At 71.4% G+C, this 26,533-nt stretch carries 21 protein-coding genes; 10 read left to right on the top strand and 11 right to left on the bottom strand.

The features are described 5' to 3' along the window. Nucleotides 1-68: 68 nt before the first annotated feature. From ACZ4TW_RS01485 to ACZ4TW_RS01520, 8 genes are all read right to left on the bottom strand, one after another. Entirely contained in the window at nucleotides 69-2,192 is a 2,124-nt protein-coding gene (locus ACZ4TW_RS01485; RefSeq protein WP_465539453.1) for a multicopper oxidase family protein, read from the bottom strand. 124 nt (nucleotides 2,193-2,316) lie between these two features. Further along, complete coding sequence (locus ACZ4TW_RS01490) at nucleotides 2,317-3,222, bottom strand: serine hydrolase (RefSeq protein WP_465539455.1); 906 nt, start codon at nucleotides 3,220-3,222, stop codon at nucleotides 2,317-2,319. A 96-nt stretch (nucleotides 3,223-3,318) separates the two neighbouring features. Continuing rightward, nucleotides 3,319-5,295 carry a M13 family metallopeptidase gene (locus tag ACZ4TW_RS01495; protein ID WP_465539456.1) on the bottom strand — a complete coding sequence of 659 codons (1,977 nt, stop codon included), beginning with the start codon at nucleotides 5,293-5,295 and terminating at the stop codon, nucleotides 3,319-3,321. Between the two features lie 77 nt (nucleotides 5,296-5,372). Then, nucleotides 5,373-6,077, bottom strand: a complete 705-nt coding sequence (locus ACZ4TW_RS01500; RefSeq protein WP_465539457.1) for a potassium channel family protein — start codon at nucleotides 6,075-6,077, stop codon at nucleotides 5,373-5,375. Nucleotides 6,078-6,144: 67 nt separating this feature from the next. Then, nucleotides 6,145-6,849: a potassium channel family protein gene (locus ACZ4TW_RS01505; RefSeq protein ID WP_465539459.1), complete on the bottom strand. Its 705-nt coding sequence runs from the start codon at nucleotides 6,847-6,849 to the stop codon at nucleotides 6,145-6,147. After that, complete coding sequence (locus ACZ4TW_RS01510; RefSeq protein ID WP_465540241.1) at nucleotides 6,842-8,212, bottom strand: TrkH family potassium uptake protein; 1,371 nt, start codon at nucleotides 8,210-8,212, stop codon at nucleotides 6,842-6,844. Before ACZ4TW_RS01510 ends, ACZ4TW_RS01505 begins: the two co-directional genes overlap by 8 nt. A gap of 99 nt (nucleotides 8,213-8,311) precedes the next feature. After that, nucleotides 8,312-8,992, bottom strand: a complete 681-nt coding sequence (locus tag ACZ4TW_RS01515) for a response regulator (RefSeq protein WP_465539460.1) — start codon at nucleotides 8,990-8,992, stop codon at nucleotides 8,312-8,314. Beyond that, nucleotides 8,989-11,472 (bottom strand): DUF4118 domain-containing protein, encoded by a 2,484-nt coding sequence (locus ACZ4TW_RS01520; RefSeq protein ID WP_465539463.1) that lies wholly within the window; start codon nucleotides 11,470-11,472, stop codon nucleotides 8,989-8,991. Before ACZ4TW_RS01520 ends, ACZ4TW_RS01515 begins: the two co-directional genes overlap by 4 nt. Nucleotides 11,473-11,577: 105 nt before the next feature. Here ACZ4TW_RS01520 and ACZ4TW_RS01525 point away from each other — a divergent pair, with 105 nt between their 5' ends. From ACZ4TW_RS01525 to ACZ4TW_RS01545, 5 genes are all read left to right on the top strand, one after another. Next, nucleotides 11,578-11,949, top strand: coding sequence for a YccF domain-containing protein (locus ACZ4TW_RS01525; protein WP_465539465.1), 372 nt, complete (start codon nucleotides 11,578-11,580; stop codon nucleotides 11,947-11,949). Nucleotides 11,950-12,064: 115 nt separating this feature from the next. Continuing rightward, complete coding sequence (locus ACZ4TW_RS01530; protein ID WP_465539466.1) at nucleotides 12,065-13,018, top strand: hypothetical protein; 954 nt, start codon at nucleotides 12,065-12,067, stop codon at nucleotides 13,016-13,018. Continuing rightward, nucleotides 13,018-14,010: a hypothetical protein gene (locus tag ACZ4TW_RS01535; RefSeq protein ID WP_465539467.1), complete on the top strand. Its 993-nt coding sequence runs from the start codon at nucleotides 13,018-13,020 to the stop codon at nucleotides 14,008-14,010. Before ACZ4TW_RS01530 ends, ACZ4TW_RS01535 begins: the two co-directional genes overlap by 1 nt. Before the next feature lie 60 nt (nucleotides 14,011-14,070). Beyond that, nucleotides 14,071-15,450, top strand: a complete 1,380-nt coding sequence (locus tag ACZ4TW_RS01540; RefSeq protein ID WP_465539469.1) for an MATE family efflux transporter — start codon at nucleotides 14,071-14,073, stop codon at nucleotides 15,448-15,450. Between the two features lie 75 nt (nucleotides 15,451-15,525). Next, nucleotides 15,526-16,254, top strand: coding sequence for a head GIN domain-containing protein (locus ACZ4TW_RS01545; protein WP_465539471.1), 729 nt, complete (start codon nucleotides 15,526-15,528; stop codon nucleotides 16,252-16,254). A gap of 10 nt (nucleotides 16,255-16,264) precedes the next feature. Here ACZ4TW_RS01545 and ACZ4TW_RS01550 read toward each other — a convergent pair whose 3' ends face one another. From ACZ4TW_RS01550 to tdh, 3 genes are all read right to left on the bottom strand, one after another. Beyond that, a complete protein-coding gene (locus tag ACZ4TW_RS01550; protein WP_465539472.1) occupies nucleotides 16,265-17,341 on the bottom strand; it encodes a LacI family DNA-binding transcriptional regulator in 1,077 nt (358 codons plus the stop codon). Between the two features lie 154 nt (nucleotides 17,342-17,495). Further along, a complete protein-coding gene (locus ACZ4TW_RS01555; protein WP_465539474.1) occupies nucleotides 17,496-18,689 on the bottom strand; it encodes a glycine C-acetyltransferase in 1,194 nt (397 codons plus the stop codon). 2 nt (nucleotides 18,690-18,691) lie between these two features. Continuing rightward, the gene (gene tdh, locus ACZ4TW_RS01560; protein WP_465540244.1) at nucleotides 18,692-19,735 is read right to left on the bottom strand and encodes an L-threonine 3-dehydrogenase; all 1,044 of its coding nucleotides are present in this window, start codon (nucleotides 19,733-19,735) and stop codon (nucleotides 18,692-18,694) included. 365 nt (nucleotides 19,736-20,100) lie between these two features. Between tdh and ACZ4TW_RS01565 the strand changes: the two genes are divergently transcribed. The 5 genes from ACZ4TW_RS01565 to ACZ4TW_RS01585 all read left to right on the top strand — a co-directional run bounded on the left by ACZ4TW_RS01565 (nucleotide 20,101) and on the right by ACZ4TW_RS01585 (nucleotide 26,506). Further along, the gene (locus tag ACZ4TW_RS01565) at nucleotides 20,101-21,417 is read left to right on the top strand and encodes an MFS transporter (RefSeq protein ID WP_465539476.1); all 1,317 of its coding nucleotides are present in this window, start codon (nucleotides 20,101-20,103) and stop codon (nucleotides 21,415-21,417) included. A gap of 59 nt (nucleotides 21,418-21,476) precedes the next feature. Next, complete coding sequence (locus tag ACZ4TW_RS01570; RefSeq protein WP_465539478.1) at nucleotides 21,477-21,977, top strand: hypothetical protein; 501 nt, start codon at nucleotides 21,477-21,479, stop codon at nucleotides 21,975-21,977. 58 nt (nucleotides 21,978-22,035) lie between these two features. Then, nucleotides 22,036-22,731: an endonuclease NucS gene (gene nucS, locus ACZ4TW_RS01575; protein ID WP_465539480.1), complete on the top strand. Its 696-nt coding sequence runs from the start codon at nucleotides 22,036-22,038 to the stop codon at nucleotides 22,729-22,731. 47 nt (nucleotides 22,732-22,778) lie between these two features. After that, complete coding sequence (locus tag ACZ4TW_RS01580; RefSeq protein WP_465539482.1) at nucleotides 22,779-23,465, top strand: HAD hydrolase-like protein; 687 nt, start codon at nucleotides 22,779-22,781, stop codon at nucleotides 23,463-23,465. 248 nt (nucleotides 23,466-23,713) lie between these two features. Continuing rightward, complete coding sequence (locus ACZ4TW_RS01585; protein ID WP_465539484.1) at nucleotides 23,714-26,506, top strand: immune inhibitor A domain-containing protein; 2,793 nt, start codon at nucleotides 23,714-23,716, stop codon at nucleotides 26,504-26,506. The last annotated feature ends 27 nt before the right edge of the window (nucleotides 26,507-26,533 follow it).

A 26,533-nucleotide genomic window follows, 5' to 3' on the forward strand; every position in this document is an offset into this window, starting at 1 on the left:
GCCGGCGGCGATCTCGCGGGCAGTGCCGAGCGGATGCCGCGTGGCGTGAGGATCGCGGCATCCGCTCGTCACATCTCGGGGTCCTCCTCGACCGGCTGGCCGGGCTGGACCGGGCCGATGCGGTACGGGCGCATCATCTCGTTGTCCTCGTGCTCGACGATGTGGCAGTGCCAGACGTACTGGCCCGGCGTGGCGAACGTCGCCCGCACGCGCGTCACCTGACCCGGATACGCGATCACGGTGTCCTTGCGCCCGGTCTCCCACGGCTCGGGCGGCGTCACGGTGCCGTCGAGCTGCAGCGGCAGGGCGACCTCGTCGTCGTCGTCGCGCACGAGTCCTTCGCGGTCGACGACCTCGAATGCGACCTCGTGCACGTGCATGGGGTGCGCGTCGCCGGTGGTGTTGACGAACTCCCACACCTCCGTCGCGCCGACGTCGGGGTTCTCGGTGACCTCGTCGGCCCACTCGTACTCGGTGGGGAGGCCGCCCGCGTCGACGGTGCCGAGCACGGCCTCGGTGGGGCCCTCGCGCGGGTCGCCCGCCGCGTCCACGCCGACGCCCATGCGCTCGATGAGCGCGAGCGGCCGCACGACGGTCTCCGGCGGCAGGGGCGCGATCGCCGGCAGCACGAGGTGCTCGGGCGGGGTCGTGGGGTCGGGGCCGACGGCGGGGACGACGCGGAACGCGAGCACCTGGCCCGTGGTCTCGGGGTTCGCGACCGGGAAGTCCACGCCCGGCTCGCCGCCGCCGAACGGCTCGTCGGGCCCGACGTTGCCGAGCACGTGGTCGCCGACCGGGACGGCGGCGAAGTCGACGACGAGGTCGGCCCGCTCGGCGGGCGACATCAGCAGGCGGTTCCCGTGCGCCGCCAGGTCGACGGGCGCCGTGAGGAACCCGCCCTCGTTGCCGATCTGCCAGGCACGTACACCCGGGATGCCGCTGAAGTCGAGGATCAGGAAGCGCGACTGGCAGCCGTTGAGGAACCGGAAGCGGTAGCGCCGCTGCTCGACGACCTGGAACGGCCAGGTGTTGCCGTTGGCGATGATCGTCTCGCCGAAGAACTCCGGGTTCCAGATCGGCGAGAAGTCGCCATCCGGGATGAACTCGCCCACGATGCCGTCGAAGAACTCGCGGGAGTCGGGATAGAAGAGGGAGCCGTCGGGGTTGAACGAGCGGTCCTGCACCGCGATCGGGATCTCGTAGTAGGTCTTGTTCGGCGGGAACTTGTCGCCCTCCCGCGGGGCTGGGCCGGGCAGCACGGCCCGCGCGCCCGTCCTGCCGTCCAGCACCGCATCGTCGCCCTCGGGCCCGCCGCGGATGAGGAAGAAGCCCGCCGGTCCCGCGTACACGTTCAGCCGGGTCATCCCGAGCGCATGGTCGTGGTACCAGATCGTGGAGGCGCGCTGCGTGTTCGGGTACTGGAACGTCGCGAACCCGGGACCCCACGCGGCGCCGAAGCCCGCCGCGGCCTTCGAGGCGAAGAAGTCGTACCAGGTCCCCTCGGTGGCGTACCCCGCCGGGATATCGGTCGCCGCGGGCAGGTACCAGGCCTCGGCGTAGCCGTCGCTCTCGTCCCCCACGTCGACGGAGCCGTGGACGTGCGTGACGATCGGCACGGGTCCGGTGTACGGCCCCGGGGTCGACTCGAACGTCGGGCGATCGTCGCGTCCGGCCTCGCCGCCCGGCGGGTTCGCCCAGTGCAGGGTCGGGTCGACGGGGAGCAGGTGCGACAGGTAGTTGCCGTCGTCGTCGACCAGGTCGTTGATCCACTTCACCCTGACGGGCCGGTTCCACCTCGCCTCGATGGTGAGCGAGGGGGCGTTGTGCGCCAGCACGCCCTTCTTCCGCAAGGAGGCGACGGCGCCGTACCCCCACACGGTCGTCGCCGGGAATCCGGCCGGCAGCACCTGCTGCGTGATCTGTCGCATCGAGATCTCGTAGGAGTCGATGGGCTTGCCGCCGGGCGCCGTGACGGTGCCGGCGCGCGGCATGACGGGTGGGATGAGCAGCGGCGTCGCGAACTTCGGCACGGTCGCGGGGTCGAGTGCCGCGTGCGCGACGTGCGCGAGCGCGATCGCCCGGCCGCCCGGCTGCATCGCGTAGAGGATGAACCCCGCGCCGGCGGCGCCGGCTGCGCGGATGAAGGTACGGCGCGTGATCGTTCGCGACTGCGGGACCTGGGAATCCGACATCGTCCTCACCTGCTCGGGACGCCCCCGTGTCGGGATGGCACGGGCTGACGCGAGCCATTCTCAGGTTCCCGCGCGCCCGACGCCGCAGCAATGCCCCCGTTCGGGGTCGGGCCTGGGACCGCGATCAGTGCACGTATTCGAGCAGGTCGGCGCCGACCTGCCGCATGCCGTCGAGCACCGCCAGCCGCGACGCGAGCATCGTGTCGGCGAAGTACATCGAGACCGCGTACGCGACGCTCGCGCGCGGTCCGCGCAGCACGCCGACCTCGCTGCGCACGCCGCCGTCGGTGCCCGTCTTGTTCATCAGGAGCAGGTTGTGGTCGGGCATGCGGTGCGCGAGCGGATCGAGGCCGAACGCCGACGCGACCATCGACAGGTCGGCGTTGAGCGAGAGCCAGCCGACGACCCGCTGCGACACCTCGGGACTCACGATCTCGCCGCGCGCGAGCGAGGCGAAGAGCCAGGTGAGCTCCTTCGCCGAGCCGATCGACAGCTGGGGCGCGTCGTCGGGACCGCGGTGGTCGCGCACCAGGTCGAGCAGCGCCGTGCGCGTCAGGCCGAGCGCCTCGGTGCGGGCGCGCACCGCCTCGAGCCCGATGTGGCGGATGAGCACGTTGGTCGCGAGGTTGTCGCTCGACGCGCCGACGACCGCGGCGAGGTCGGCCATCGGCAGCGACGGTGTCTGCAGGTGCTGCCAGATCCCGGAGTCGCCGACCGCGTCGCGCGGCGCCCGGTCGAGCACGGTGAGCGCCTCGGGGCTCGCGTGGCCGAGCCGCGAGGCGACCTCGACGAGGAGCAGCACCTTGCCGATCGACGCGGTGGGCATCACGACGTGGTCGTCGACCGAGAACAGCACCCGCCCCGTCGCCAGGTCGGTGGCGCGCGCCGACACCTGCACGCCCGCGAGGGCGAGCTCGCCGAGCGCGTCGAACCCGCGTGAGAAGTCCTCGTTGTGCTCGTCGGTTCGGTGACGACCTCGGCGGATGCTGGCATGTCGAGCACGGCGCTCGGAACCCTGCGACGAGGTCACCACGGCGGATACAACGGGCTTTCGTTCGGGTCGCGCGCTCCCCCACCGCGGCTCAAGCGGTGCGTGCGACGGGAATGGACGGGGTCGTTCGAGCCGCTACCAGATGCGGACGCGCTCGGCCGGGTCGAGCCAGAGCGCGTCATCGGAAGCGACGTCGAAGCCAGTGTAGAACTCGTCGATGTTGCGGACGATCTGATTGCACCGGAATTCGTTCGGCGAGTGCGGATCGATCGCGAGCAGGCGGATGACCTCCTCGTCGCGGCCCTTCAGCTGCCAGGCCTGCGCCCACGACAGGAAGAACCGCTGCGCGCCGGTCAGGCCGTCGATCACGGGCGCCTGCTTCGTGCCGAGCGAGAGCTGGTAGGCCTTCCACGCGATCGCGAGCCCGCCGAGGTCGCCGATGTTCTCGCCGATCGTGAGCGCGCCGTTGACGTGGTGCTCGCCGTCGCCCGAGACCTCCAGCTGCTCGGGCACCAGCACGTCGTACTGGTCGATGAGCGCCTTGGTGCGCTCCTCGAACGCGGCCCGATCGGCCTCGGTCCACCAGTCGACCAGGCGACCGTCGCCGTCGAACCGGGAGCCCTGGTCGTCGAAGCCGTGGCCGATCTCGTGGCCGATGACGGCGCCGATCGCGCCGTAGTTCGCCGCGGCATCCCGCTCGGCGTCGAAGAACGGGAACTGCAGGATGGCCGCGGGGAACACGATCTCGTTGAAGCCCGGGTTGTAGTACGCGTTGATCGTCTGCGGGGTCATGAACCACTCGTCGCGATCGATCGGCTTGCCGATCTTGCCGAGCTGCCGCTGGAACTCGAACTCGGCCGCGGCGCGGACGTTGCCGACGAGGTCGTCGGCGGAGACCACGAGCGTGGAGTAGTCGCGCCACTTCACCGGGTATCCGATCTTCGGCGTGAACTTCTCCAGCTTCTCGAGCGCCTTCGCCCGCGTCTGCTCGCCCATCCAGTCGAGCTCGGAGATCGACTGCCGGTACGCCTCGACGAGGTTCGCGACGAGCTCGTCCATCGCCTCCTTCGCCGCCGGCGGGAAGTGCCGCTCGACGTAGATGCGCCCGACCGCCTCGCCCATGGCGCCCTCGACGAACGAGACGCCGCGCTTCCACCGCTCGCGCAGCTCGGGCGTGCCCGTGAGCGTGCGGCCGTAGAAGTCGAAGTTCGCGTCGACGAAGTCGGATGAGAGGTACGCCGCCGAGCTGCGGACGACCTGCCACGCGAGCCAGTCGCGCCATGCCGGCAGCCGATCCTCGGTCAGCAGCTTCCCGACGCCCTCGACGAAGCTGGGCTGGCGCACGACGAGCTCGGCGAACGCCCCCGCGGGTACGCCCATGGCGTCGCGCCACAGGTCGAGGTCGACGGATGCCGCGTCCGCGACATCCGCCCAGGGCTTCAGGTTGTACGTCTTCTGGCTGTCGCGCGAGTCGACGTTGGTCCAGTGCGTCGCCGCGATCTCGGTCTCGAGGTCGAAGACGCGGGCCGCGCGGCCCGCCGCGTCGTCGAGCTGGGCGAGTCCGAACATCCGCTCGAGGTGCTCGCGGTACTTCTCGCGGATGGCGGCGAAGCGCTCCTCGCGGAAGTAGCTCTCGTCGGGCAGTCCGATGCCGCCCTGCTCGACGAACACGAGGTAGCGGTCGGGGTCGCCGGGGTCGTTGTCGACGAAGAGCTGCGCGAAGCCCGACACGCCCTGCCGCTCGAGGCGGCCGACCGCCTCGAGGAGCTGGTCGACGGTGCCCGGCAGCGACGCCTCGACGAGCTGCGCCGCGATCGGCGTCGCGCCGAGCAGCTCGACGCGCTCCTCATTCATGAACGACGCGTACAGGTCGCCGACCTTGCGCGCCTCGGTGCCCGGCTCGGCCTGCTGCGACTCCTCGATGATCTCGCGGACCGCCCGCTCGGCCTCCTCGTAGAGCACGACGAAGCTGCCGTACCGCGCCTTGTCGGCGGGGATCTCGGTGCGCGCGATCCACTTGCCGTTGACGTGCCGGAACAGGTCGTCCTGGGGGCGCACGTCGGCGTCGAGTTCGTCGAGGATGATGCCGGAGGGCTTCGTCGCGGGGCTCATCCCCACAGCCTAAGCGGCGGCTTCCCGAGAACGGGCCGAACGGCGACGGATGCCGCGACCCGCGTCGCGCACGGGTGTCACCGGAGCTGCGCGAACCCCTCGGCCTTCCGCGTCGGGCCGACGATGAGGATCGTGTCGCCCTCGGTGAGCACCGTGTCGGCATCGGCGTTGTGCCACTCCTGGCCCGGCTTCTTGTACGCCGCCACGGTGACGCCGAACTCCTTGCGCAGCCCGGTCTGTCCGAGCGGCGTGCCGTGCAGGCGCGCCGGGGGCGACGACTTGACGATGGCGTAGCCCTTCTCGATCTCGATGTAGTCGAGCGCGGCACCGCGGACGAGGTGCGCCACCCTCCGGCCCATGTCGGCCTCCGGGTAGATGACGTGGTGCACGCCGAGCTGCTCGAGGATGAGGCCGTGCTGGTCGGTCACGGCCTTCGCCCAGATCACGGGGATCTTCATGCCGAGCAGCACCGAGCACGTGAGGATCGACGCCTCGAGGTTGGATCCGATGGCCACGACGACGCGATCGAACTCGTCGATCGCGAGCTGCCGCAGCGCCTCGGCCTTCGTCGAGTCGGCCGCCACGACGTGGGTCAACTCGCCGCTCAGCGACTCCACGATCTCCTCGTCGGCGTCGACGCCGAGCACCTCGGTGCCTCCGGCCATGAGCTCCAGCGCGAGCGACCGTCCGAATCGGCCGAGCCCGATGACCGCCGCGGAGTCGGCCTCCGCGATGCGGCGCGTGGCGTCGCTCGCCCCTCCGAACCGCGTGAATCGCGACATGACCGGCCTCTCCTTGGCCGCATCCTACGCCGTCGCGGCGGAAGAGGCGCGTGTCGGCGCGCGCGCCTCAGCGCAGCTGCGCGAACCCCTCGGCCTTGCGCGTCGGCCCGACGATGAGGATCGTGTCACCCTCGGCGAGCACCGTGTCGGCGTCGGCGTTGTGCCACTCGCCGCCGGGCTCCTTGAACGCCGCGATGGTGACGCCGAAGTCCTTGCGCAGGCCGGACTGCCCGAGCGGCACTCCGTGCAGGCGGGCCGGCGGCGCCGACTTCACGATCGCGTAGCCGGTCTCGATCTCGAGGTAGTCGAGGGCCGCGCCCCGGACGAGGTGCGCGACCCGTTTGCCCATCTCGGCCTCGGGCCGGATCACGTGATGCACGCCGAGCTGCTCGAGGATGAGCGCGTGCTGCTCGGTGACCGCCTTCGCCCAGATCACCGGGGTCTTCATGCCGAGCAGCACCGAGCACGTCAAGATGGAGGCGGTGATGTCGGTGCCGATCGCGACGACCACGCGATCGAACTCGTCGATCGCGAGCTGCCGCAGCGCCTCGGCCTTCGTGGAATCGGCACGCACCACCTGCGTGAGCTCGCCGTTCAGGGACTGCACGATCTCCTCGTCAGCGTCGATGCCGAGCACCTCGGTGCCGGCGCGCATGAGCTCGAGCGCGAGCGAGCCGCCGAATCGGCCGAGCCCGATGACGGCGACCGAGTCGGCCTCTGCGATCCGACGGGAGGTGTCGGCGGTGCTGCCGAAGAGCGAGAACCTAGCCAATGGCGGGCCTTTCCTTGGGGAACTCGTAGAGGATGCGGCGCTCGCGGAGCGCGATCGCCGAACCCAGGGTCAGCGGGCCGATGCGACCCAGGAACATCAGCACTGCGAGGACCACGTCGGCGGCCGGGTGCAGGTCGGGCGTGATGCCGGTGGAGAGGCCGACCGTCGCGAACGCCGAGACGGCCTCGAACAGCACCCGGTCGAGCCCCAGCCCGGTGATGTGCATCAGCAGGACGGTCGCGGCGACCACCGCCCCGACCGCGATGAGCACCACGGTGATCGCCTGCCGATGCACCGCCCGCGAGAGCCGCTTGCCGAAGATGTTCACGGCCCCTTCGCCGCGGAGCTCGGTGAGCAGGATGAAGAACAGCACGGCGAACGTCGTGACCTTGATGCCGCCGGCAGTGCCAGCCGGCCCGCCGCCGATGAACATGAGCACGTCCATCGCGATCCAGCTCTCGTCGTGCATGAGCCCGATGTCGACGCTGTTGAAGCCGGCCGTACGGGTCTGCACCGACGCGAAGAAGCCGGCGAGCAGCTTGGCCCCGGGGTCGAGCGGCCCGAACGTGTCGGGGTTGTCCCACTCGACGACGGTGAGGTAGATCCATCCGCCGACGAGCAGGATGCCGGTCCCCCACAGCACGAGCTTCGTGTTCATCGACCAGTGCCACGGACGGCCGAACTCCTTGCGCAGCTGCATGATGACCGGGAACCCGAGCCCGCCGAGGATGACCGCCGCGCACATCGGCAGGCAGATGAACGGATCGGCGACGAAGTCCATCATGTTGTTCGAGTACAGCGAGAAGCCCGCGTTGTTGAACGAGGATACCGAGTGGAACAGCGCGTGCCACGCGGCATCCCCCGCACCGTAGCCGTAGGCGAGGAGGCACCTGGGGAACAGGAACATCCAGGTCAGGCCCTCGATCACGAAGGAGATCAGCACGATGCTGCGGACGAGCCCCCGCACGTCGTCGTAGCCGACCGCCTTCGCCTCGGCGGCCGTGTTCAGGCGCGCTCGCACCGACATCTTGCGGGCCAGCACGAGGCCGATCAGCGAGGCGAAGATCATGATGCCGAGTCCGCCGAGCTGGATCAGCGCGAGGATCACCACGTGACCGAGCGGGCTCCAGTGCAGCTCGGTGTCGACCGCCGTGAGCCCGGTCACGCAGACGGCGCTCGTCGCCGTGAAGAGCGCGTCGATGAAGCTCGTGCCGCCGGGTTCGACGGTCATCGGCGGCAGCCACAGCAGGAGGGTGCCGGCCGCCACTGCGGCGGCGAAGCCCACTGCCACGGCCTGCGCCGGATGGAGGCGGAAGCCGCGCCGCACGCGAAGGCGTCGCGCTGCGCGCGCCGAAACCCGGATGGTCACGCTTCGATTCCAGTCCAAACTGCGCCGGACGGGCGTCGGCGCGTTGTCAGGATCCGGCGCCGGACCGTACGGATTCCGTTAGGACGGCGCGCATCAGGGATCGAACCGGTAGCCCATGCCCGCTTCGGTGACGAGGTAGCGCGGCTGCGACGGAACGGGCTCGAGCTTGCGGCGAAGCTGCGCGATGTACAGTCGCAGGTACCCTCCGTCGTTCGAGTGATACGGTCCCCACACCTCGCCGAGCAGCATCTGGCGCGTCATGAGCTTGCCCGGGTTCCGCAACAGCAGCTCGAGCAGCCGCCATTCGGTCGGCGTCAGCCGCACTGCGCTCGCACCGCCGTCGGCCGTCCGCACCGTGCGTGCGGCCAGGTCGACCTCGAGGTCGCCGATGCGCACGGAAGCCGGATCCCCCTCGCCCGCGGGGCGGCGTGATCGTGCCCGGATCCGCGCCAGGAACTCGTCCATCGCGAACGGCTTCGTGACGTAGTCATCCGCGCCCGCATCGAGCGCCTCGACCTTCTCGGTCGAGTCGGTGCGGCCCGACAGCACGAGGATCGGCACGCTCGACCACGCGCGCACGGCCCGGATGACGTCGATCCCGTCGACGCGCGGCATCCCGAGGTCGAGGACGATGAGGTCGGGGTGTCCGTTGGCGGCGAGGTCGATCGCCTCGGCGCCGTCGCGCGCCTGCAGCACCTCGTAGCCGCGCGCGGTCAGCGTGATGCGCAGCGCGCGCTGCAGCTGCTCGTCGTCGTCGGCCAGCAGGATCCTCACGCGACCTCCTCCGCCGCCGGGAGGGTGACCACCATCGTCACTCCGCCGCCCGGAGTGTCCTCCACCTCCAGTGTGCCGTCCATCCCCTCCACGAACCCCTTCGAGAGCGCCAGGCCGAGGCCGAGTCCCGTTTCGTTGTCGGTGTCGCCGAGCCGCTGGAACGGCGTGAAGACCTGGTCGCGGCGTTCGGGCGGGATCCCCGGGCCGCGGTCGACGATCCTGAGCTGGGCCGTTCCGCGGAAGCCGCTCGCCGCGACGCGCACGCGCTTCCCCGGCGGGGAGAAGCGCAGGGCGTTGGCGAGGAGGTTCACGACGACACGCTGCAGCAGCACGGTGTCGGCGAGGAGGCGGGGCGAGTCCTCGGGCAGGTCGAGCTCGACCTCGGCCGGGCCGGCGTGCAGCTCCTCGAGCGCCGGGAACACGACGTCGGCCACCTCGGTGGGGGCGAGCGTCACCGCGAGGGCCCCGGCCTGCACGCGGCTGACATCGAGCAGGTTGGTCACCAGTTCCGCGAGCGACTCCAGGCTCTCCCCCGCGGTCGCGAGCAGCTCCTGGCGCTGAGTCGGGCTGAGCTGCACGTCCTCCGCGCGCAGCGCGCTCACCGCGGCGCTCGCGGCCGTGAGCGGACGCCGCAGGTCGTGCCCGACCGCCGCCAGCAGGGCGCTGCGCACGCGGTCGGTCTCGGCGAGCGAGTCGGCCGCCGAGGCGGCGGTCGCGAGCGCACCCTGCTCGATGGCCGCATCCATCTGCGTCGCGATCACCGCGAGGAGCCGGCTCTCGGATGCCTCGAGCTCGGGCCCGTGCAGCTCGAGCACGCCGCGCGTCCCGATCGGCACCTCCGCGTGGCGCTCGTCGCGCGTCGGCTCGCCGTCGGCAGCGCGGACCTCGCCGTCGACGATGAGCCGGACGCCCGCGAGCCCGAACGCCTCCCGGGTGCGGGTGACCATCGCCTGGAGGGCGTCCTCGCCGCGCAGCACGCTCCCCGAGATGGCCGCGAGCAGCCGCGACTCCGCCGCCGACCGGCGCGCCTCGCGACTCCGCCGCGCCGCCTGGTCGACGACGTAGCTCACCAGGAGCGCATTCAGCACGTAGAACACGAGCGCGAGGAACTGCCGCGGCTGGCCGATGGAGAACGTGTACTGCGGCTCGATGAACAGGAAGTTCAGCGTGATCCCCGAGAGCACGGCCGCGAACAGGCCCGGCCACAACCCGCCGATCAGGGCGACGATGATGACGAGCAGCTGGTAGGCGAGCACGTCGCTCGTGATGGACGCCTCGGACCGGAGCACCCACAGCAGCCAGCTGAGCAACGGTCCCGCGATCAGCGCGACCGCGAAGCCCGCGATGAGGCGCTGCCGGCTGAGCGCGCCGCCGAGGCGGGGCAGCGAGAACCCGGATCCGGCCGCGGCGTGCGTGACGATGTGCACGTCGATGTCGCCGGACTCGCGGATCACGGTCGCGCCGATGCCCGGGCCCGTGAAGGCCGCGGCGAGACGCGACCGGCGGCTGACGCCGATGACGAGCTGCGTGGCATCCGACGCCCGCGCGAAGTCGACCAGCGCCCGCGGGATGTCCTCGCCGACCACCTCGTGGAACGTGCCGCCGAGTCGTTCGACGAGCGTGCGCTGCCGGTCGAGGGCCTCGGGATGGCGGGACCGCAGGCCGTCCGGAGTCGTGACGTGCACGGCCAGCAGTTCCCCGCCCGCCGAGCGCGCCGCGATGCGCGCGCCCCTGCGGAGCAGCGTCTCTCCCTCGGGGCCGCCCGTGAGCGCGACGACCACGCGCTCCCGCGCCTCCCACTTGCGGTCGATGCCGTGCTCGGCGCGGTACGCCTTGAGCGCCTGGTCGACCTCGTCGGCCAGCCACAGCAGCGCGAGCTCGCGCAGCGCGGTGAGGTTGCCGAGCCGGAAGTAGTTCGACAGCGCCGCGTCGATGCGTTCGGCCGGGTACACGAGGCCCGTCGCGAGGCGGTCGCGCAGCGCCTGCGGCGCGAGGTCGACGACCTCGACCTGGTCGGCGGCGCGCAGCACCGAGTCGGGGATCGTCTCGCGCTGCTGGGCCCCCGTGATCTCGTACACGACGTCGCCGAGCGACTCGATGTGCTGGGTGTTGACCGTGGAGATGACATCGATGCCGGCGTCGAGCAGCTCGTCCACGTCCTGCCAGCGCTTGGCGTTGCGCGAGCCCGGGGCGTTCGTGTGCGCCAGCTCGTCGACCAACGCGATCTCGGGCCTGCGGGCGAGCACCGCGTCGACGTCCATCTCCTCGAGCCGGAGTCCGCGGTGCGTCTCGATGCGGCGCGGCACGACCTCCAGCCCCTCGACCATGGCCGCGGTGGCCGCGCGCCCGTGGGGCTCGACGAAGCCCACGACGAGGTCGCGCCCCTCGTCGCGGAGGCGTCGGCCCTCCTCGAGCATGGCGTACGTCTTGCCGACGCCCGGAGCGGCGCCGAGGAGCACGCGGAGCCGGCCCCGTCTCATACGGTCAGTCTCGCATCCGGCGAGCGCGAGGACGCCAGCGGGGGCGGGCCGTCTGCGCGCAAGCCCGTCGCGACGGATCCCGTTCGGTGCGACGATCGGAGCATCATGAACACGCTGCTGAACATCATCTGGTTCGTGCTCGCGGGCGTCTGGCTCTGGATCGGCTACCTGCTGGCCGGGGTGCTCATGTGCATCCTCATCGTCACGATCCCGTGGGGCCTCGCGTCGTTCCGCATCGGCAACTACGCCGTGTGGCCGTTCGGCCGCGAGGTCGTGTCGAACCCGCGCTCGGGCGTGTGGTCGTTCCTCGGCAACGTCGTGTGGGTCGTCCTCGCCGGCTGGTGGCTCGCGCTCGAGCACCTCATCACGGGCGTCATCATGTGCATCACGATCATCGGCATCCCGCTCGGCATCGCGAACTTCAAGCTCATCCCGGTCTCGCTCGCGCCGCTCGGCAAGGAGATCGTCGAGTCGTAGCGCGGGGCGTGCCCTCCGGTCGGGGCTGGCACTGGCGCGACCGCAAGGGGTCGCCCTGTTGCGGCGGCACGCTCGGACTCCGACCATGCCCTCATCAGCAAGGGGGCGATGCACGATGGACGCTCGACGGCGACGACGGCTCGACCGGGCGGTGCTCCTCGCCGCGACCGCGCTCCTCGGCGGGGCGGTGCTGGCGGGGTGCGCGACACCGGACACGATCACGGGATCGGACGACACCACGTCCGACAGCTCCGGAGGCGGATCCCGCGGCGGCAACGGGAACGGCAACGGCGGCGGGTCCGGGAACGGCAACGGCGGCGGGGTCGGGAACGGCGGCGCACACGGGAACGGCGGCGGCTCAGGAAACGGCAACGGCGGCGGCTCGGGCGGAGGTGGCGGCGAGAAGCCTGTCGTCTACGCGTTCGAGCTTCCGCCGACTGACGAGAGCATAACGTTCAGCGACAGCAGCGCGTACACCGCCCTTCGCGAGAGTTGCGAAGCCGGCCGTGCGTTCCTCGAGCAGTCGAAGCCGAACGAGTACGGCGAGGCTTCGTACGGCTTCTCGAATCCCCGCTTCGTGCTGCTCGTGGCCGCCGGTGTCGCCGTGTGCAGTGGCGATATGCAGACCGGGCGCAAGCATATGAATCAGGCCGTCACGCAGTACGGACTCGTCGGGCTCGCGATTCCCGCCGATCTCCGCTTCGCGCCTGGCAGGTTCTCCTGCCTGCTGTATCGCGAGGTGATGAGCGTGCTCGACCAGCGACCTGACGAATCGTTCGAGTGCCCCGCTGGCCCGATGCCGCTCTGGCACACGAGTGAAGGCGACACCACCTTTCCCTCGCTCGATGCGTTCGTCGACGATCCGTTGACGCCCGACGCCGACGAGAGTATTCCGCCGACGCAGCCACCGACCCCGACGCCGACTGAGAGCACCAGCACCGGCGGCGCCGGGGAAAACGAAGGGGCCGACGGAACCGGCGGGACCGACACCGGCGGGACCGACACCGGCGGGACCGACGCGGGAACCGACGGCACCGGGACGGCGCCGTCCACCGGAGGGAGCGGATGATGCGCCGGCGAGGACGCGGCCGGGCGCGCGACGCGGACGCCGCGCCATCCGCCCCACCGCCTGCACCCCAGTCGACGGACGCGCCGTCCGAGGACGACGAGGAGACCCGTAACGGACTCGTCCGCAGCCTCGTCGGGATCCTGCTCAACGTGAGCGTGCTGACCGCACTCGTCGTCTACTTCGGGTGGGTGCGCTCCGACGAGATGTCGCGGTACCTCGGCATCGACGAGGCGATCCTCGGCATGACGGTCGACGAGTACGCGCGCCGCGCCGTGCGGTCCGTGTTCATCCTGCCGATCATCGCCGGCGTGGCCGGGCTCGTGTGGGTCGGCTGCGACCATCTCTGGCGGCGCAGGCTCGCGGCCCGGGGACCGTCGGATCGGGTCGTGCGCGGGGCGCCGCGCTGGATCTGGGTGCTCGCGGCGCTCGTCTTCATCGCCGGGCTGGCCGGCGCCTGGGCGGGCGCGAACGTCGAGGCCATCGCCGCGCCCGCGTTCATCGCGGCGCCGCTGCTGTGGGCGGGCGCGCTCCTGCTGGTGCTCTACGCCGTCCACCTCCGCTCACGGCTCCCCGGCGCGGTGCGGATGCCGCCGCTGACCGCGGCCGTGCTGCGCGGCTCGGTCGCAGTGCTGGTCGCGGTCGGCCTGTTCTGGTCGGCCACGAACTACGCGATCGTCGAGGGCAATCAGCTCGGTCGTGAATTCACGGTCGCGGAACTCCCGGGGGTCGAGGTCGACAGCGCGACGCCGCTCGACATCTCGGCGCCCGGTGTCGAGGCGGGGTGCCTCGCCGACGGCGAGGTGACGCGGTACCGCTATCGCGGCCTGCGGCTGCTCGAGAGCACCGGCGGGAAGTACTTCCTCGTGTCCGACGGGTGGACCCCCGAGTACGGCGTCGTGGTGGTGCTCCCGGTCGATGGATCGGGGACGCGCTTCACGTTCATCAAGGGCGCCGCGGCCTCGGAGCCGGACGCGGGCTTCCAGCCCTGCTGAACGGGGGCGGGGCCGGAACCGGGACCGGCTGACGGAGGCAGGCCGTAGGCTCGTGCAGGCATGAGCACCTCGCCCACCCCGACCCGGCTCCACGCGCCATCGCGGCGCGCGGTCGACCGCGACATCCTGCGCCTCGCCGTGCCCGCGCTGGGCGCGCTCGTCGCCGAGCCGCTGTTCCTGCTCGCCGACACCGCCATGGTCGGGCACCTCGGCGCGGCCCCGCTCGCCGGCCTGGGCCTGGCCAGCGCGGTGCTCCAGACCATCATCGGCCTGATGATCTTCCTCGCCTACGCGACGACGCCGTCGGTCGCGCGTCGGCTGGGCGCGGGCGACGAACGCGGCGCGGTCGCATCCGGGGTCGACGGACTGTGGCTCGCGCTCGGGCTCGGCGCGGTCCTGGCGGCACTCGGATGGCTCGCCGCGCCGTGGCTCGTGGGCGCCTTCGGCGCATCCGCAGAGGTGACCGCCCAGGCGTCCGTCTACCTGACGATCTCGATGGCCGGACTCCCGGCGATGCTCGTGGTGTTCGCGGCGACCGGACTGCTGCGCGGCCTGCAGGACACGCGCACGCCGCTCTGGGTGGCCGGCCTCGGCTTCACCGCGAACATCGCACTGAACGCCGTGTTCATCTACGGCCTCGGCTGGGGCATCGCGGGCTCGGCGATCGGAACGGTCGTCGCGCAGTGGGGCATGGTGCTCGTGTACCTGGCGGTGATCGGCCGGCACATCGCCCGCGTCGGCGCGAGCGCCTGGCCGCACCACGCGGGCGTGCTGCGCGGCGCACGGGCGGGGGGCTGGCTGTTCCTGCGCACGCTGAGCCTGCGCGTGGCGCTGCTGCTCGCGACCTGGGCCGCCGCCTCGCTCGGACGCGACGAGCTGGCGGCATACCAGGTCGCGATCACGATCTACTTCACGCTCGGCTTCGCGCTCGACGCGCTCGCGATCGCGGCCCAGGCCCTCATCGGCAAGGGGCTCGGCGCGGGCGACGTCGACCACGTGCGCGCGGTCCTTCGCCGCTGCGTCGAGTGGGGCGTCGCGGCGGGCGCGGTCATCGGCGCCCTCGTGATCGCGACCGCGTGGGTGCTGCCGGCCGTGTTCACCTCATCGGCCGCGGTCGCCGCACTGCTGCCGCCGTCGCTCGTCGTGCTCGGGCTCTCGGCCCCGCTCGGCGGGCTCGTGTTCGTGCTCGACGGCGTCCTCATCGGCGCGGGCGACGCCCGCTACCTCGCCTGGACCGGCCTCGTGAACCTGGCCGTCTTCGTCCCGCTCGCCGTCGGCGTCGTGTGGTGGGCCGACGGCTCGGGCGCCGACGTGCCCGGAGCCCTCGCGCTCGCCGGGCTCACCGCCGCCTTCGCGATCGGGTACCTCGCCGCGCGCGCGGTCACGTTGTCGTGGCGCGCGCGGGGCCGCGCGTGGATGGTGACGGGCGCGCCCGCGTAGCCGAGTGACCAACGGCCCGTCCGGCGACGCGGTTCCGTGGCTAGCGTCGAAGCGTCCGTCGACGAAGGAGCTCTCATGTCCGGTCGAGCCGTCACCGCGGGCCGCGCCGTCGGCGCGCTCGCGACCGCAGGATCGTTGCTCGCCCTCACGGCGTGCGTGCCGTTCGTCACCGCCGGCGACCGGCGCACCGAGGATCGCGAGATCGAGGACGCCACCGAAGTGGTGGTGCAGATCGGCGGCGAGGTGGCGATCCGCCTCGGCGACGAGCCCTCGTTGACCGTCACCGGCGGCGAGAACCTGCTCGAGCGACTCTCCACCGAGGTCGACGACGGCCGGCTCGAGATCGGGGTGCGCCGCGGACCGCTCATCGTCGGCGATCGCGACCTCGACGTCGAGGTCACCGTCACGTCGCTCGAGTCGGTCGTCCTCGAGGGCTCCGGCGACATCACCGCCGAGTTCGGCAGCGCCGACGAGGTGTCGCTCGACATCCGCGGCTCGGGCGAGATCGAGACCGACGCGCTCGACGCGCAGTCCGTGCGAGCCTCGATCAGCGGATCCGGCTCGATCGACACCGAGGGGTCGACCGACGAGCTGGTGGTGAACGTCAGCGGCTCCGGCAACATCGATGCCGGCGACCTGAGCGCACGGTCGGCGCAGGTCGTGCTCTCGGGGTCCGGCGAGGTCTCCGTCGACGTGGCCGACACGCTCGACGTGACGCTCTCGGGGAGCGGGACCGTGCGCTACTCCGGACGCCCCGAGGTACGCAGTTCGATCTCGGGCTCCGGCGAGATCGCGCCCGACTGAACCCCGTCGCTCAGGCGCGCGGCGGCGCCGTCGTGTCGCCGACGTGCAGGGTGCTCGTGAAGTCGGTGCCGCTCGCGGACTCGCCCGACAGCATGCGCACGATCGCCTCGCCCGCCGCGCGCCCCTTGGCGACCGACGGCTGGACGAGCGTCGTCAGGTCGTGCTGGAGACCGTCGACGCGGATGCCGTCGAACCCGATCACGCTCACGTCGCCGGGCACGTCGAGTCCGAGCGCCTCGGCGGCCTGGATGACCCCCGCGGCGAGCAGGTCGGACTGCGCGATGATCGCGGTCGGCCGGCTCGCGGCATCCGCCAGCAGGGCGTGGCCGGCCTCGCGGCCCTCCTCGATCGAGCTGGTCGCCGCCACCTGCGCGCGGATGCCGGGGTAGACGTCGCGAGCCCCCCGCAGCCGCTCCACGCTCGTGTCGACGGTCGCCGACGACTCATGGCCCGGCGTGAGGGGGCCGCGCGTGCGCGTGGGCTCGAAGGGGAGGGTCACGGTCGCGACATCCGTGTGCCCCAGTTCGCGCAGGTGCTCGGCGCCGCGACGGGTCGCCTCGCGGTTGTCGATCGTGATCTCGGGGATGTCGCCCCCGGGCGCCCCCTCGATGGCGACGGTCGGGATGCCGCGGCGCTGCAGCGCCTCGATCTGGCTCTGGAACCTCGGGCTGCAGCCGATGAGCACGACCGCGTCGAGCGGCGCGGTGTCGATGCTGACCGGCGCCTCGGCGTCGCCGGTGTCGGTGAGCAGGAGCAGGCCGGCCTTGAGCGGCGCGATCCCCTCGGTCAGGCCGTCGAGGGTCTGGATCTTCACGGGGTCGAGGAAGGCGGCGCGCACGCGTTCCTCGAGCACGACGCCGACGATGCCCGAGCGGCCGCGGCGCAGCGAACGCGCGCGCGGATCGGGCCCGCCGTAGCCGAGGTCGGCGGCAGCGGCGAGCACGCGCTCCTTCGTGGCATCCGACACCGGGCCCGAGCCGCTGAACGCGAGCGAGGCGGTCGACGCCGACACGCCCGCCTTCGCGGCGACGTCGGCGAGCGTCACGCGGGGGATGGCGCCGGTCTCGGGCGCGGCTTCGGCCTTCACGACATCGATTCTACGGTCGAATCGATTCGAGCTCGCTGAATGCGGCCAACACCGCGGATATACGATACGGCGCGCCGGGGCCGGACGCGATCCGCCCGGGCGGCGGATCGTATATCCGCCGAGGTGAACGCCACTGAGACCCGGGTCGGACGGGTCAGGCGGGCGCGGCGGCGAGCACCGCGTCGCGCGCGTCGGCGAACGCGGCGACGCAGCGGCGGATCTCGTCCTCGTCGTGCGCGGCCGACAGCTGCACGCGGATGCGCGCGAGCCCCTTGGGGACGACCGGGTAGGAGAACGCCGTGACGTACACGCCGCGCTCCTGCAGCGCGTCGGCGATACGCGCGGTGAGCGCCGCGTCGCCGAACATCACGGGGACGATCGGGTGCGATCCGGGCAGCAGCTCGAAGCCGGCATCCGTCATCAGCTCGCGGAACAGCGCCGCGTTCGCGATCAGGCGCTGCCGCAACTCGCCCGACTCGCTCACGAGCCGCAGCGCCTCGATCGTACCCGCGACGATCGCCGGGGCGAGCGTGTTGGAGAACAGGTAGGGCCGCGCCCGCTGCCGGAGCAGCGCGACGATCTCGGCGCGCGCCGCGACGTAGCCGCCGGACGCCCCGCCGAGCGCCTTCCCGAACGTGCCGGTCGTGATGTCGACCCGTCCCTCCACTCCGCAGAACTCCGGCGTGCCGCGACCGTGCTCGCCGACGAAGCCGACCGCGTGCGAGTCGTCGACGAAGACGAGCGCGTCGTACTGCTCGGCGAGGTCGCAGATCTCCGGCAGCGGCGCGACGTAGCCGTCCATCGAGAAGACGCCGTCGGTCACGATCACGCGGCGGCGCGCGCCCGACGCCTCGCGCAGCTTCGCCTCGAGGTCGGCCATGTCGCGGTTGCGGTACCGGAACCGCTGGGCCTTCGACAGCCGGATGCCGTCGATGATCGACGCGTGGTTGAGCTCGTCGGAGATGATCGCGTCATCCGGCCCGAAGAGCACCTCGAAGACGCCGCCGTTCGCGTCGAAGCACGACGAGAACAGGATGGTGTCGTCGTAGCCGAGGAACTCCGACACCCGCTTCTCCAGCTCGAGGTGCAGCTCCTGCGTGCCGCAGATGAAGCGCACGCTCGCGAGTCCGTACCCCCACTCGTCGAGCCCGCGGTGCGCGGCCGCGACGATGCGGGGGTCGTTCGCGAGCCCCAGGTAGTTGTTCGCGCAGAAGTTCAGCACCTCGCGGCCGCCGACCTCGATCTCGGACGACTGCGGCCCGTGGATGCCGCGCTCGCGCTTCGTGAGCCCGGCGGCCTCGATCTCGGCGAGCTCCGCCCGCAGCTGCTCCTTCACCGATCCGTACACGCTCAGACCTCCGTCCAGTCGAGGATGACCTTCCCGACGCCGCCGGACGCGGCGGCGTCGAAGGCGGCGCGCCACTCGCGCGCCGGGTAGCGGTCGCTGATGATGGACGCCACGCGCCCGCGCAGCTCCGAGCTGGTCTGCAGCATCGCGCTCATCGAGTTCCACGTCTCGAACATCTCGCGACCGTAGATGCCCTTCAGGATCAGCATGTGGGTGACGACCTTGCCCCAGTCGATCGCGTACGGCTCGCTCGGAAGGCCGAGCAGCGCGATCCGGCCGCCGTGGTTCATGTTCTCGATCATCTCGGGCAGCGCCTTCGCCGAGCCCGACATCTCGAAGCCGATGTCGAAGCCCTCGCGCATGCCCAGGCGCGGCTGGACGTCGCGGATGCGCTCGCGCGACACGTCGACCGTGGCGTCCGCCCCCATCTGCATCGCCAGCTCGAGCCGCGCCGGGCTGACGTCGCTCGCGACGATGAAGCGGGCGCCGACGTGCCGCGCGACCGCGATCGACATGAGGCCGATGGGGCCGCAACCGGTGACGAGCACATCCTCGCCGACGAGGGAGAACGCCAGCGCGGTGTGCACGGCGTTGCCGAACGGGTCGAAGATCGCGCCGACCTCGGGGTCGACGGGCGAGTGGTGCACCCACACGTTCTCGCCCGGCATGACGATGAACTCGGCGAACGCGCCGTCCCGGTGCAGGCCGAGGCCCTTGGTGCGGATGCACATCTGGCGACGGCCCGCGCGGCAGTTGCGGCACATCCCGCACACGATGTGCCCCTCGCCCGACACGTGATCGCCGACCGCCACGTCGTGCACGAGGTCGCCCACCTCGACGACCTCGCCGTAGAACTCGTGGCCCGGGACCAACGGCGTGCGGATCTCGGACGCGGCCCAGTCGTCCCAGTGCTCGATGTGCAGGTCGGTGCCGCAGATGCCGGTGCGCAGCACCCGGATCTTCACGTCCTCGGGCCCGGTCTCGGGCTCGGGGCGATCGACGAACTCGAGTCCCGCGCCGGGCGCGGACTTGTACAGGGCCTTCATCGGCGGTGCCTTCTGCGTACGGGCGCCCGCGTGGTGGGCCGGCGCCGGGTTCCACGCACCGAGGGTCACGGCGCGCGTCGAGGTGACCCGCCCATCGTAGTCAGAGCGATGGGGGCGGATGGCACGGGGTGCCGGCCGCACGACCCTTGCCGGAACGTGGACGAGGACGGCGCCGTGCAAGTTGGCGCCGTCCTCGATTGCGAGCATCATCACACGCCGCGAACCGGAGGCACCACCCCCCGTTTGCTGCGAGATCGCCGAGTGTCGCGGGTTGCTGGCCGAGGCCGGCGCCGGGTACAGTCGAATCGATTCGACTCGAATCGATTCGAACCGCAATCCGGCCGCATTTCGACGACGAGGCAGTAATGTCGCACCACCGAGACCCCGCAGACACGATGACCGAACACGACCAGCAGGCCCACGGTCCGGCCGGCGCCGGCGAGACGCCCGCCGCCGCGGCATCCGCTCGCCCCCGCCGCGAGCTGGTCGCCTGGCGCAACGCGATCTTCGCGATCTTCTTCCTCTCGGGCCTCAGCCTCGCCAGCTGGGTCGCGCGCATCCCGGCGGTCCGCGACGACGTGGGGCTCAGCACCCAGGGCGTCGGCCTCGTCATCCTCGCCGGCTCGATCGGCTCGATCGTCGGCCTCATCGCCGCGCCATGGCTCATGGCGCGCTTCGGCGCGCGACTCGGCATGATCGGCGCGCTGGTGACCGTGTCGGTCGGCCTCGTTCTCGTCGGCCTCGGCGGCTCCGTGCTGCCGAGCGTCGTGCTCGTGGCCGTGGGCCTGGTGATGTTCGGCTTCGGCAACGGCGCGGTCGACGTGATGATGAACGTGGAGGGCGCCGAGGCCGAGCGCGAGCTCGGCAAGACGGTCATGCCGCTCATGCACGCCTTCTTCAGCTTCGGCACGGTCGCCGGGGCCGCGCTCGCGGCCGTCGCATCCGCCCTGGCGCTGTCGGTGTCGGTGCACCTCGGCATCATCGCCGCGGTGATCGCCGTCGCCGTCGTGGTCGCGGTGCGCTTCGTCCCGCTGCGCGAGGAGCTCGGCGACGACCCGCACTCCGACACGCCCCGCGAGCCGTGGACCCTGCGGCTCAAGCGCAGCCTCAGCGTGTGGGCCGACGTCCGGTTGCTGCTGATCGGCGTCGTGATGCTCGGGATGTCGTTCGCCGAGGGCAGCGCGAACGACTGGCTCGCGCTCGCGGTCGTCGACGGCCACGGCCTCGACGAGACGACCGGCGCGGCGATCTTCACGGTCTTCACCATCGCCATCACCGGCGCGCGCGTGCTCGGCGGCCCGTTCATCGACCGCTTCGGCCGCGTGCTCGTGCTGCAGGTCATGGCCGGCATCGGCGTCGTCGGCCTTGCGCTGTTCATCTTCGCGAGCGAGCCGTGGATGCTCATCGTCGGCACCGCGCTGTGGGGCATCGGGTGCTCGCTGGCGTTCCCCGTCGGGATGTCGGCCGCTGCCGATGTCGCCGATCGAGCGGATGCCGCGGCGCGCGTCTCCGCGGTCGCGATGATCGGGTACTGCGCGTTCCTCGTGGGCCCGCCGCTCATCGGGTTCCTCGGCGAGCAGTTCGGCATCCTGAACGGGCTCCTGCTGCTCCTGGGGCTCATGGTGGTCGCCGGGCTCGCGGCGCCGGCCGCGCGCGAGCGCAACCGCCCGCGCCGCAGCTGAACCGCCACCGTGGGCCGCAAGGCCTGTCGCGCGCGCCATCCGCTCGGCATGATGCAGGCATGAGCGTGCGCGATGAGACCCTGCCCGACGACGAGACCCTGCCGGCGGTGCCCGACGACGCCCCGCGCCCGGAGCACACCAGGCCCGAGGGCGTGACGGATGCCACGATCGAGGCGCTCGGCAAGTTCTCCGAGGCGCTCGAGGTGCTCGAGGACGCCCGCGGGTCGCTCTATCACTTCCACCGGATGACCGGGACGGCCGACCTCGCGATCGGCGAGGCGGTCGAGCTGTTCCGCAAGGCCGGGCACCACGAGATCGCCGATCGGATCGATCGCGAGATCGTCGGCCGCAACGTGCTCGAGGGGCGCTGGACGTTCCAGGTCGTCGAGGAGTACGACGACGGCTACTTCGCGGCGGTCAAGGCGACGGAGCGGGCCGCGCGCGAGGAGCTCGTGGGCGGTCGGCGCCACGTCTACGAGGCCGAGATGAAGGAGCGCGAGCGCACGCACGGGCTGCGCCACCACGAGGCGCGCCCGCACGACGGGTCGCCGCAGGGGTAGGTCGGCGGCGAGCCGCGCGCGGCCCGACGCTGTGCGACCTCCGACGTAGACTCGCAGGGTGCGTCTCGTCATCGCCCGCTGCTCCGTCGACTACGCCGGCAGGCTGTCGGCGCACCTGCCGCTCGCGACGCGCCTGCTCATGGTCAAGGGCGACGGCAGCCTGCTCGTGCACTCCGACGGGGGCAGCTACAAGCCCCTGAACTGGATGAGCCCGCCGTGCACGCTCGCCGCAGCCGAGCCCGATGACGACCAGCGCGCCGCCGGCGTCACCGAGGTGTGGAAGGTCACGCACGCGAAGACCGTCGACCAGCTCACCGTGTCGATCCACGAGGTCCTCCACGACTCCGCGCACGAGCTCGGCGTCGACCCCGGCCTCGTGAAGGACGGCGTCGAGTCGCACCTGCAGAAGCTGCTTGCCGAGCAGATCGAGCTGCTCGGCGATGGGTACCGGCTCGTGCGCCGCGAGTACATGACCGCAATCGGGCCCGTCGACATCCTGGCGACGGATGCCACCGGCCGATCCGTCGCGGTCGAGCTCAAGCGCCGCGGCGACATCGACGGCGTCGAGCAGCTCACCCGCTACCTCGAGCTCATGAACCGCGACCCACGACTCGCGCCGGTCGCCGGCGTCTTCGCCGCCCAGGAGATCAAGCCGCAGGCGCGCACGCTCGCGGAAGACCGCGGCATCCGCTGCGTCGTGCTCGACTACGACGCGATGAAGGGCGTCGAGAGCGGCCACGCCCGGCTGTTCTAGCCGCCTTCCTGAGAATCACTCGGATGAAGGCGCTCTAGGATGGCTCGGTGACCTCCACCTCGCCCATCGCCGCCATCGCGCCGACGCGCACCTGGTCCGCGGTGCTCTTCGACCTCGACGGCACCATCGTCGACTCGGCGAGCGAGATCATGGACTCCCTCGCGCACATGTTCACCGAGATGGGGCTGCCGGTCCCCGACCGCGAGATCCTGCAGTCGTACGTCGGGCCCCCGCTGCTCGACAGCCTCCGCATGACGGCGGGCTTCACCGACGTCGACGCGTGGGAGGCCCTCAACGTCTACCGCGACCACTACGACGAGCACCTGCTGCGCTCGCCCGTCTTCCCCGGGGTCGAGGGCGTGCTCCAGCGCCTGAACGCCGCGGGCATCCCGGTCGCGCTCGCGACGAGCAAGCCCGAGTCGATGGCGCGCGAGGTGCTCGCCCACCACGGGCTCGACCACCACTTCGCGACGATCGCCGGCGCGAGCGACGACGAGACGCGCAGCACCAAGGCCGACGTGGTCGCCGAGGCGCTGCGCCGCCTGCGGGAGCAGGGCGTCGAGACCGCCAACGCGGTCATGGTCGGCGACCGCGGCTACGACATCCTCGGCGCGGCCGCGCACGGCCTGCCCACGATCCTCGTCGAGTGGGGCTACGGCTCCCCCGAGGAGGCGGGCGACGCGTTCGCGGTCGTGCACTCGGCCGACCAGCTGCGCAGCCTGCTCATCGGCTGAGGGCGCGCGGCGCGCCATCCGGCAGTCTTCGCGTTTCGCAGATGCTGCGACATCCCGCTCCACCATCGCACGTTCCCTCGACGCGGTGAATCTGTGTTGAGGATGCCTCGATAGCAACGATTCCACGCAGTTGCCCTCGGGGGCTTCCCACCGTCCCCGTTCGGGGGGCAGGATTCCCCCTACGTCCGCCCACCGGCGGACGACGTTCGTGTCCGCGGCCACCGTCGCGGGCACTCGGAGGGAGAACCATGGCTGGAACCAGCTCGCGCGCGCGGAAGCGCGCCGCGGCAGCCCTGCCGGCGCTCGCCCTCGTCGCATCCGGACTCGCCGCCACTGGCGCGGGCGGGATGGCGACGGCGGCACCGCAGGGAAGCGAGACGTCGATCGACGCCTCGGAGTACTACATGAACTACGTCGAGCCCCGCGCCGAGGAGGCGTTCGGCACCGACCTCGAGGTCGTGCAGGGCGAGGCGGCGCAGAAGGCGGCCATCGCCAAGGCGGCGGGGGTCGACGAGAAGTTCGCGTCGGGCAACCCCGTCGCTGCGCGTGGGCTCGCGAAGCTCGAGGCCAAGTCGATCGAGACCGGCACGAGCCCGAAGGAGCTGAAGGACCGCTTCAAGGGCGCCAAGTCGACCCAGGAGGCCAAGCTCCTCACGATCCTGGTCGAGTTCGACGACCAGGCCGACGACGACTTCACGGGCGTGCAGGTTCCGACCGCCTTCGGCGCGACGGACTGCAAGCCGGGCAGCGTCCAGAACGGCCCGCTGCACAACAACATCCCCGACCCCGCCGACGCGTCGATGCTCGACAACAACTCGATGTGGGTGGAGGACTTCTCCCCCGCGCACTTCGACGCGATGCTGTTCAGCGACGAGGGAATCACCGAGCGGGTCCGCACCGACCTGACCGGGCCCGACGGCAAGCCGGGCTTCGACATCTCCGGCTACTCGATGAAGAACATGTACGAGGAGATGTCGCGCGGCGCCTACACCGTGACCGGCAAGACGACCGAATGGGTGAAGGTCGACCACTCCGAGGCCTGGTACGGCGCGAGCGTCTGCCACCTCAACGACGAGGGCGTGTACGAGGCCGGCGCCATCCAGGACATGCAGGGCCACCCCGACAACCCGCTCGGAGCCGGCCAGCTCGCGATCGACGCGGTCGAGGCGCTCGCCGTGCAGCAGCCCGGCTTCCCGTTCGCCGACTACGACATCGAGGACCAGGGCGACCGCGACGGCGACGGCAACTATTACGAGCCCGACGGCGTCATCGACCACGTCGTGCTCGTGCACGCCGGCGAGGACAAGTCCGGCGGCGGCGGCGCCGAGGGCACCTACGCCCTCTGGGCGCACTCGTCGGCGGTCGCCGGCGGCGCCGACATCCCCGGCACCGACCTCAAGCTGTCGAACTACATCGTGCAGCCCGAGGACTCGGGCGTGGGCGTGTTCGCGCACGAGTACGGCCACGACCTCGGCCTGCCCGACCTGTACGACACCTCCGGCGCCGGCAACTCCGACGTCGACTTCTGGGACCTCATGTCGTCGGGCTCGCACGCCGGGCCCATCTTCCAGTCGATGCCGACCCACATGGGCCTCTGGGACAAGTGGGTGCTCGGCTGGGCCAACCCCCGTCAGGTGAACCCGGGCGACGACGCGCTGACCGTCAAGGTCGGCCAGAACTCGCGTCCGCTCAAGGGCACCGAGGACGGCGTCAAGATCAACCTGCCGAACAAGACCGTGACGCTCACGACGCCGCACAGCGGCGAGAACGCGTGGTACACCGGCGCCGACCAGGACTGGGCCGACATCACGCTGACGCGCAGCCTCCAGGTTCCCGCCGACGCGAAGTTCTGGATGTGGAACGACTACGTCATCGAGCTCGACTGGGACTACGGCTTCGTCGAGGTCTCGACCGACGGCGGCGACTCGTGGACGGAGCTGAAGGTCTACGACGAGGCCGGCGCCGAGGTCACGACCCCCGACGGCTACGCCGACCCCAACGGCAACATGGCCACCTTCGGCAACAAGAAGTACGGCCTGACCGGCGACTCGCACGGCTGGCAGCACCAGTACGTCGACCTCGGCGCGTACGCGGGCCGGACGGTCGACCTGCGCCTGCGCCAGACGACGGATGCCGCCTACCTCGACCGCGGCTGGTTCGCCGACGACTTCTCGCTCACGAGCGGCGGCGAGACCGTCTGGTCCGACGACGTCGAGTCGGGCGACAACGGCTGGACCCCCGCGGTCTCGACGTTCGTCGACACCACGGGTCCCGGATGGCGCACCGACTCGGGCACGTCGTCGAAGGCGCACTACTACCTGGTGGAGTGGCGCAACTTCGACGGGTTCGACGAGGGCCTGAACCACGCCTACGACACCGTGTACAGCACCGACGCGTGGAAGGTCGACAAGATCCGGTACAACGCGCCCGGCGCGCTGGTCTGGTACCGCGACACGACCTACGGCAACACGAATCACATCCGGTCGAACCTGACCGCGATGCCGAGCGCGGGCGCGAAGGGCGGGCTGCTGCTCGTCGACAGCCACTTCGACCCGTTGCGCCGTACCGGCGACGCGGCGGCGAAGGACACGTCCAGGCTGAAGAACCTGCCCTCGCGGGCGCAGTCGTCGAACGCGGCCTTCGGCCTGCAGAAGACGTACGAGTTCACGGAGTGCTTCACCGATGGGGCGTTCGCCGAGTACTGCACGAAGATCCCCGCGCTGGCGGCGGTGAGCACCTTCACCGACGACCAGGGCTGGGTTCCGGGCCTCGAGTTCCGTGACGGCTCGCTGTTCTACCGCTATGCGGACGGCTCCGCCGTGGTGCCCTCGGTGGGCAACCAGCCGTACACGACCCGCGTGGTCGACCCGGCGGGCAACCCCGTCACGTCGCTCTTCGGCATGGACCTCGGGTTCACGACGCTCGGCACCGGCAACCCCGCCGACGCCGGCGTGGGCTACGGCACCGCCGTCACGGTGACGAAGACCCTCGACGGGAACAAGACGGCGCTCATCAGCATCACCCCGCCCAGCGCGGGCTGATCCGGGGCCACCCGACACGGCGAGGCG

The sequence above is a fragment of the Agromyces sp. NPDC029043 genome, from assembly GCF_055564615.1.

What these genes read in the sequence shown, in the direction of transcription:
- ACZ4TW_RS01485 (WP_465539453.1), bottom strand. Translation starts at nt 2,192, where the DNA reads ATGTCGGATTCCCAGGTCCCGCAGTCGCGAACGATCACGCGCCGTACC.
- ACZ4TW_RS01495 (WP_465539456.1), bottom strand. Translation starts at nt 5,295, where the DNA reads ATGAGCCCCGCGACGAAGCCCTCCGGCATCATCCTCGACGAACTCGAC.
- ACZ4TW_RS01500 (WP_465539457.1), bottom strand. Translation starts at nt 6,077, where the DNA reads ATGTCGCGATTCACGCGGTTCGGAGGGGCGAGCGACGCCACGCGCCGC.
- ACZ4TW_RS01520 (WP_465539463.1), bottom strand. Translation starts at nt 11,472, where the DNA reads ATGAGACGGGGCCGGCTCCGCGTGCTCCTCGGCGCCGCTCCGGGCGTC.
- ACZ4TW_RS01525 (WP_465539465.1), top strand. Translation starts at nt 11,578, where the DNA reads ATGAACACGCTGCTGAACATCATCTGGTTCGTGCTCGCGGGCGTCTGG.
- ACZ4TW_RS01530 (WP_465539466.1), top strand. Translation starts at nt 12,065, where the DNA reads ATGGACGCTCGACGGCGACGACGGCTCGACCGGGCGGTGCTCCTCGCC.
- ACZ4TW_RS01535 (WP_465539467.1), top strand. Translation starts at nt 13,018, where the DNA reads ATGCGCCGGCGAGGACGCGGCCGGGCGCGCGACGCGGACGCCGCGCCA.
- ACZ4TW_RS01540 (WP_465539469.1), top strand. Translation starts at nt 14,071, where the DNA reads ATGAGCACCTCGCCCACCCCGACCCGGCTCCACGCGCCATCGCGGCGC.
- ACZ4TW_RS01545 (WP_465539471.1), top strand. Translation starts at nt 15,526, where the DNA reads ATGTCCGGTCGAGCCGTCACCGCGGGCCGCGCCGTCGGCGCGCTCGCG.
- tdh (WP_465540244.1), bottom strand. Translation starts at nt 19,735, where the DNA reads ATGAAGGCCCTGTACAAGTCCGCGCCCGGCGCGGGACTCGAGTTCGTC.
- ACZ4TW_RS01565 (WP_465539476.1), top strand. Translation starts at nt 20,101, where the DNA reads ATGTCGCACCACCGAGACCCCGCAGACACGATGACCGAACACGACCAG.
- ACZ4TW_RS01570 (WP_465539478.1), top strand. Translation starts at nt 21,477, where the DNA reads ATGAGCGTGCGCGATGAGACCCTGCCCGACGACGAGACCCTGCCGGCG.
- ACZ4TW_RS01585 (WP_465539484.1), top strand. Translation starts at nt 23,714, where the DNA reads ATGGCTGGAACCAGCTCGCGCGCGCGGAAGCGCGCCGCGGCAGCCCTG.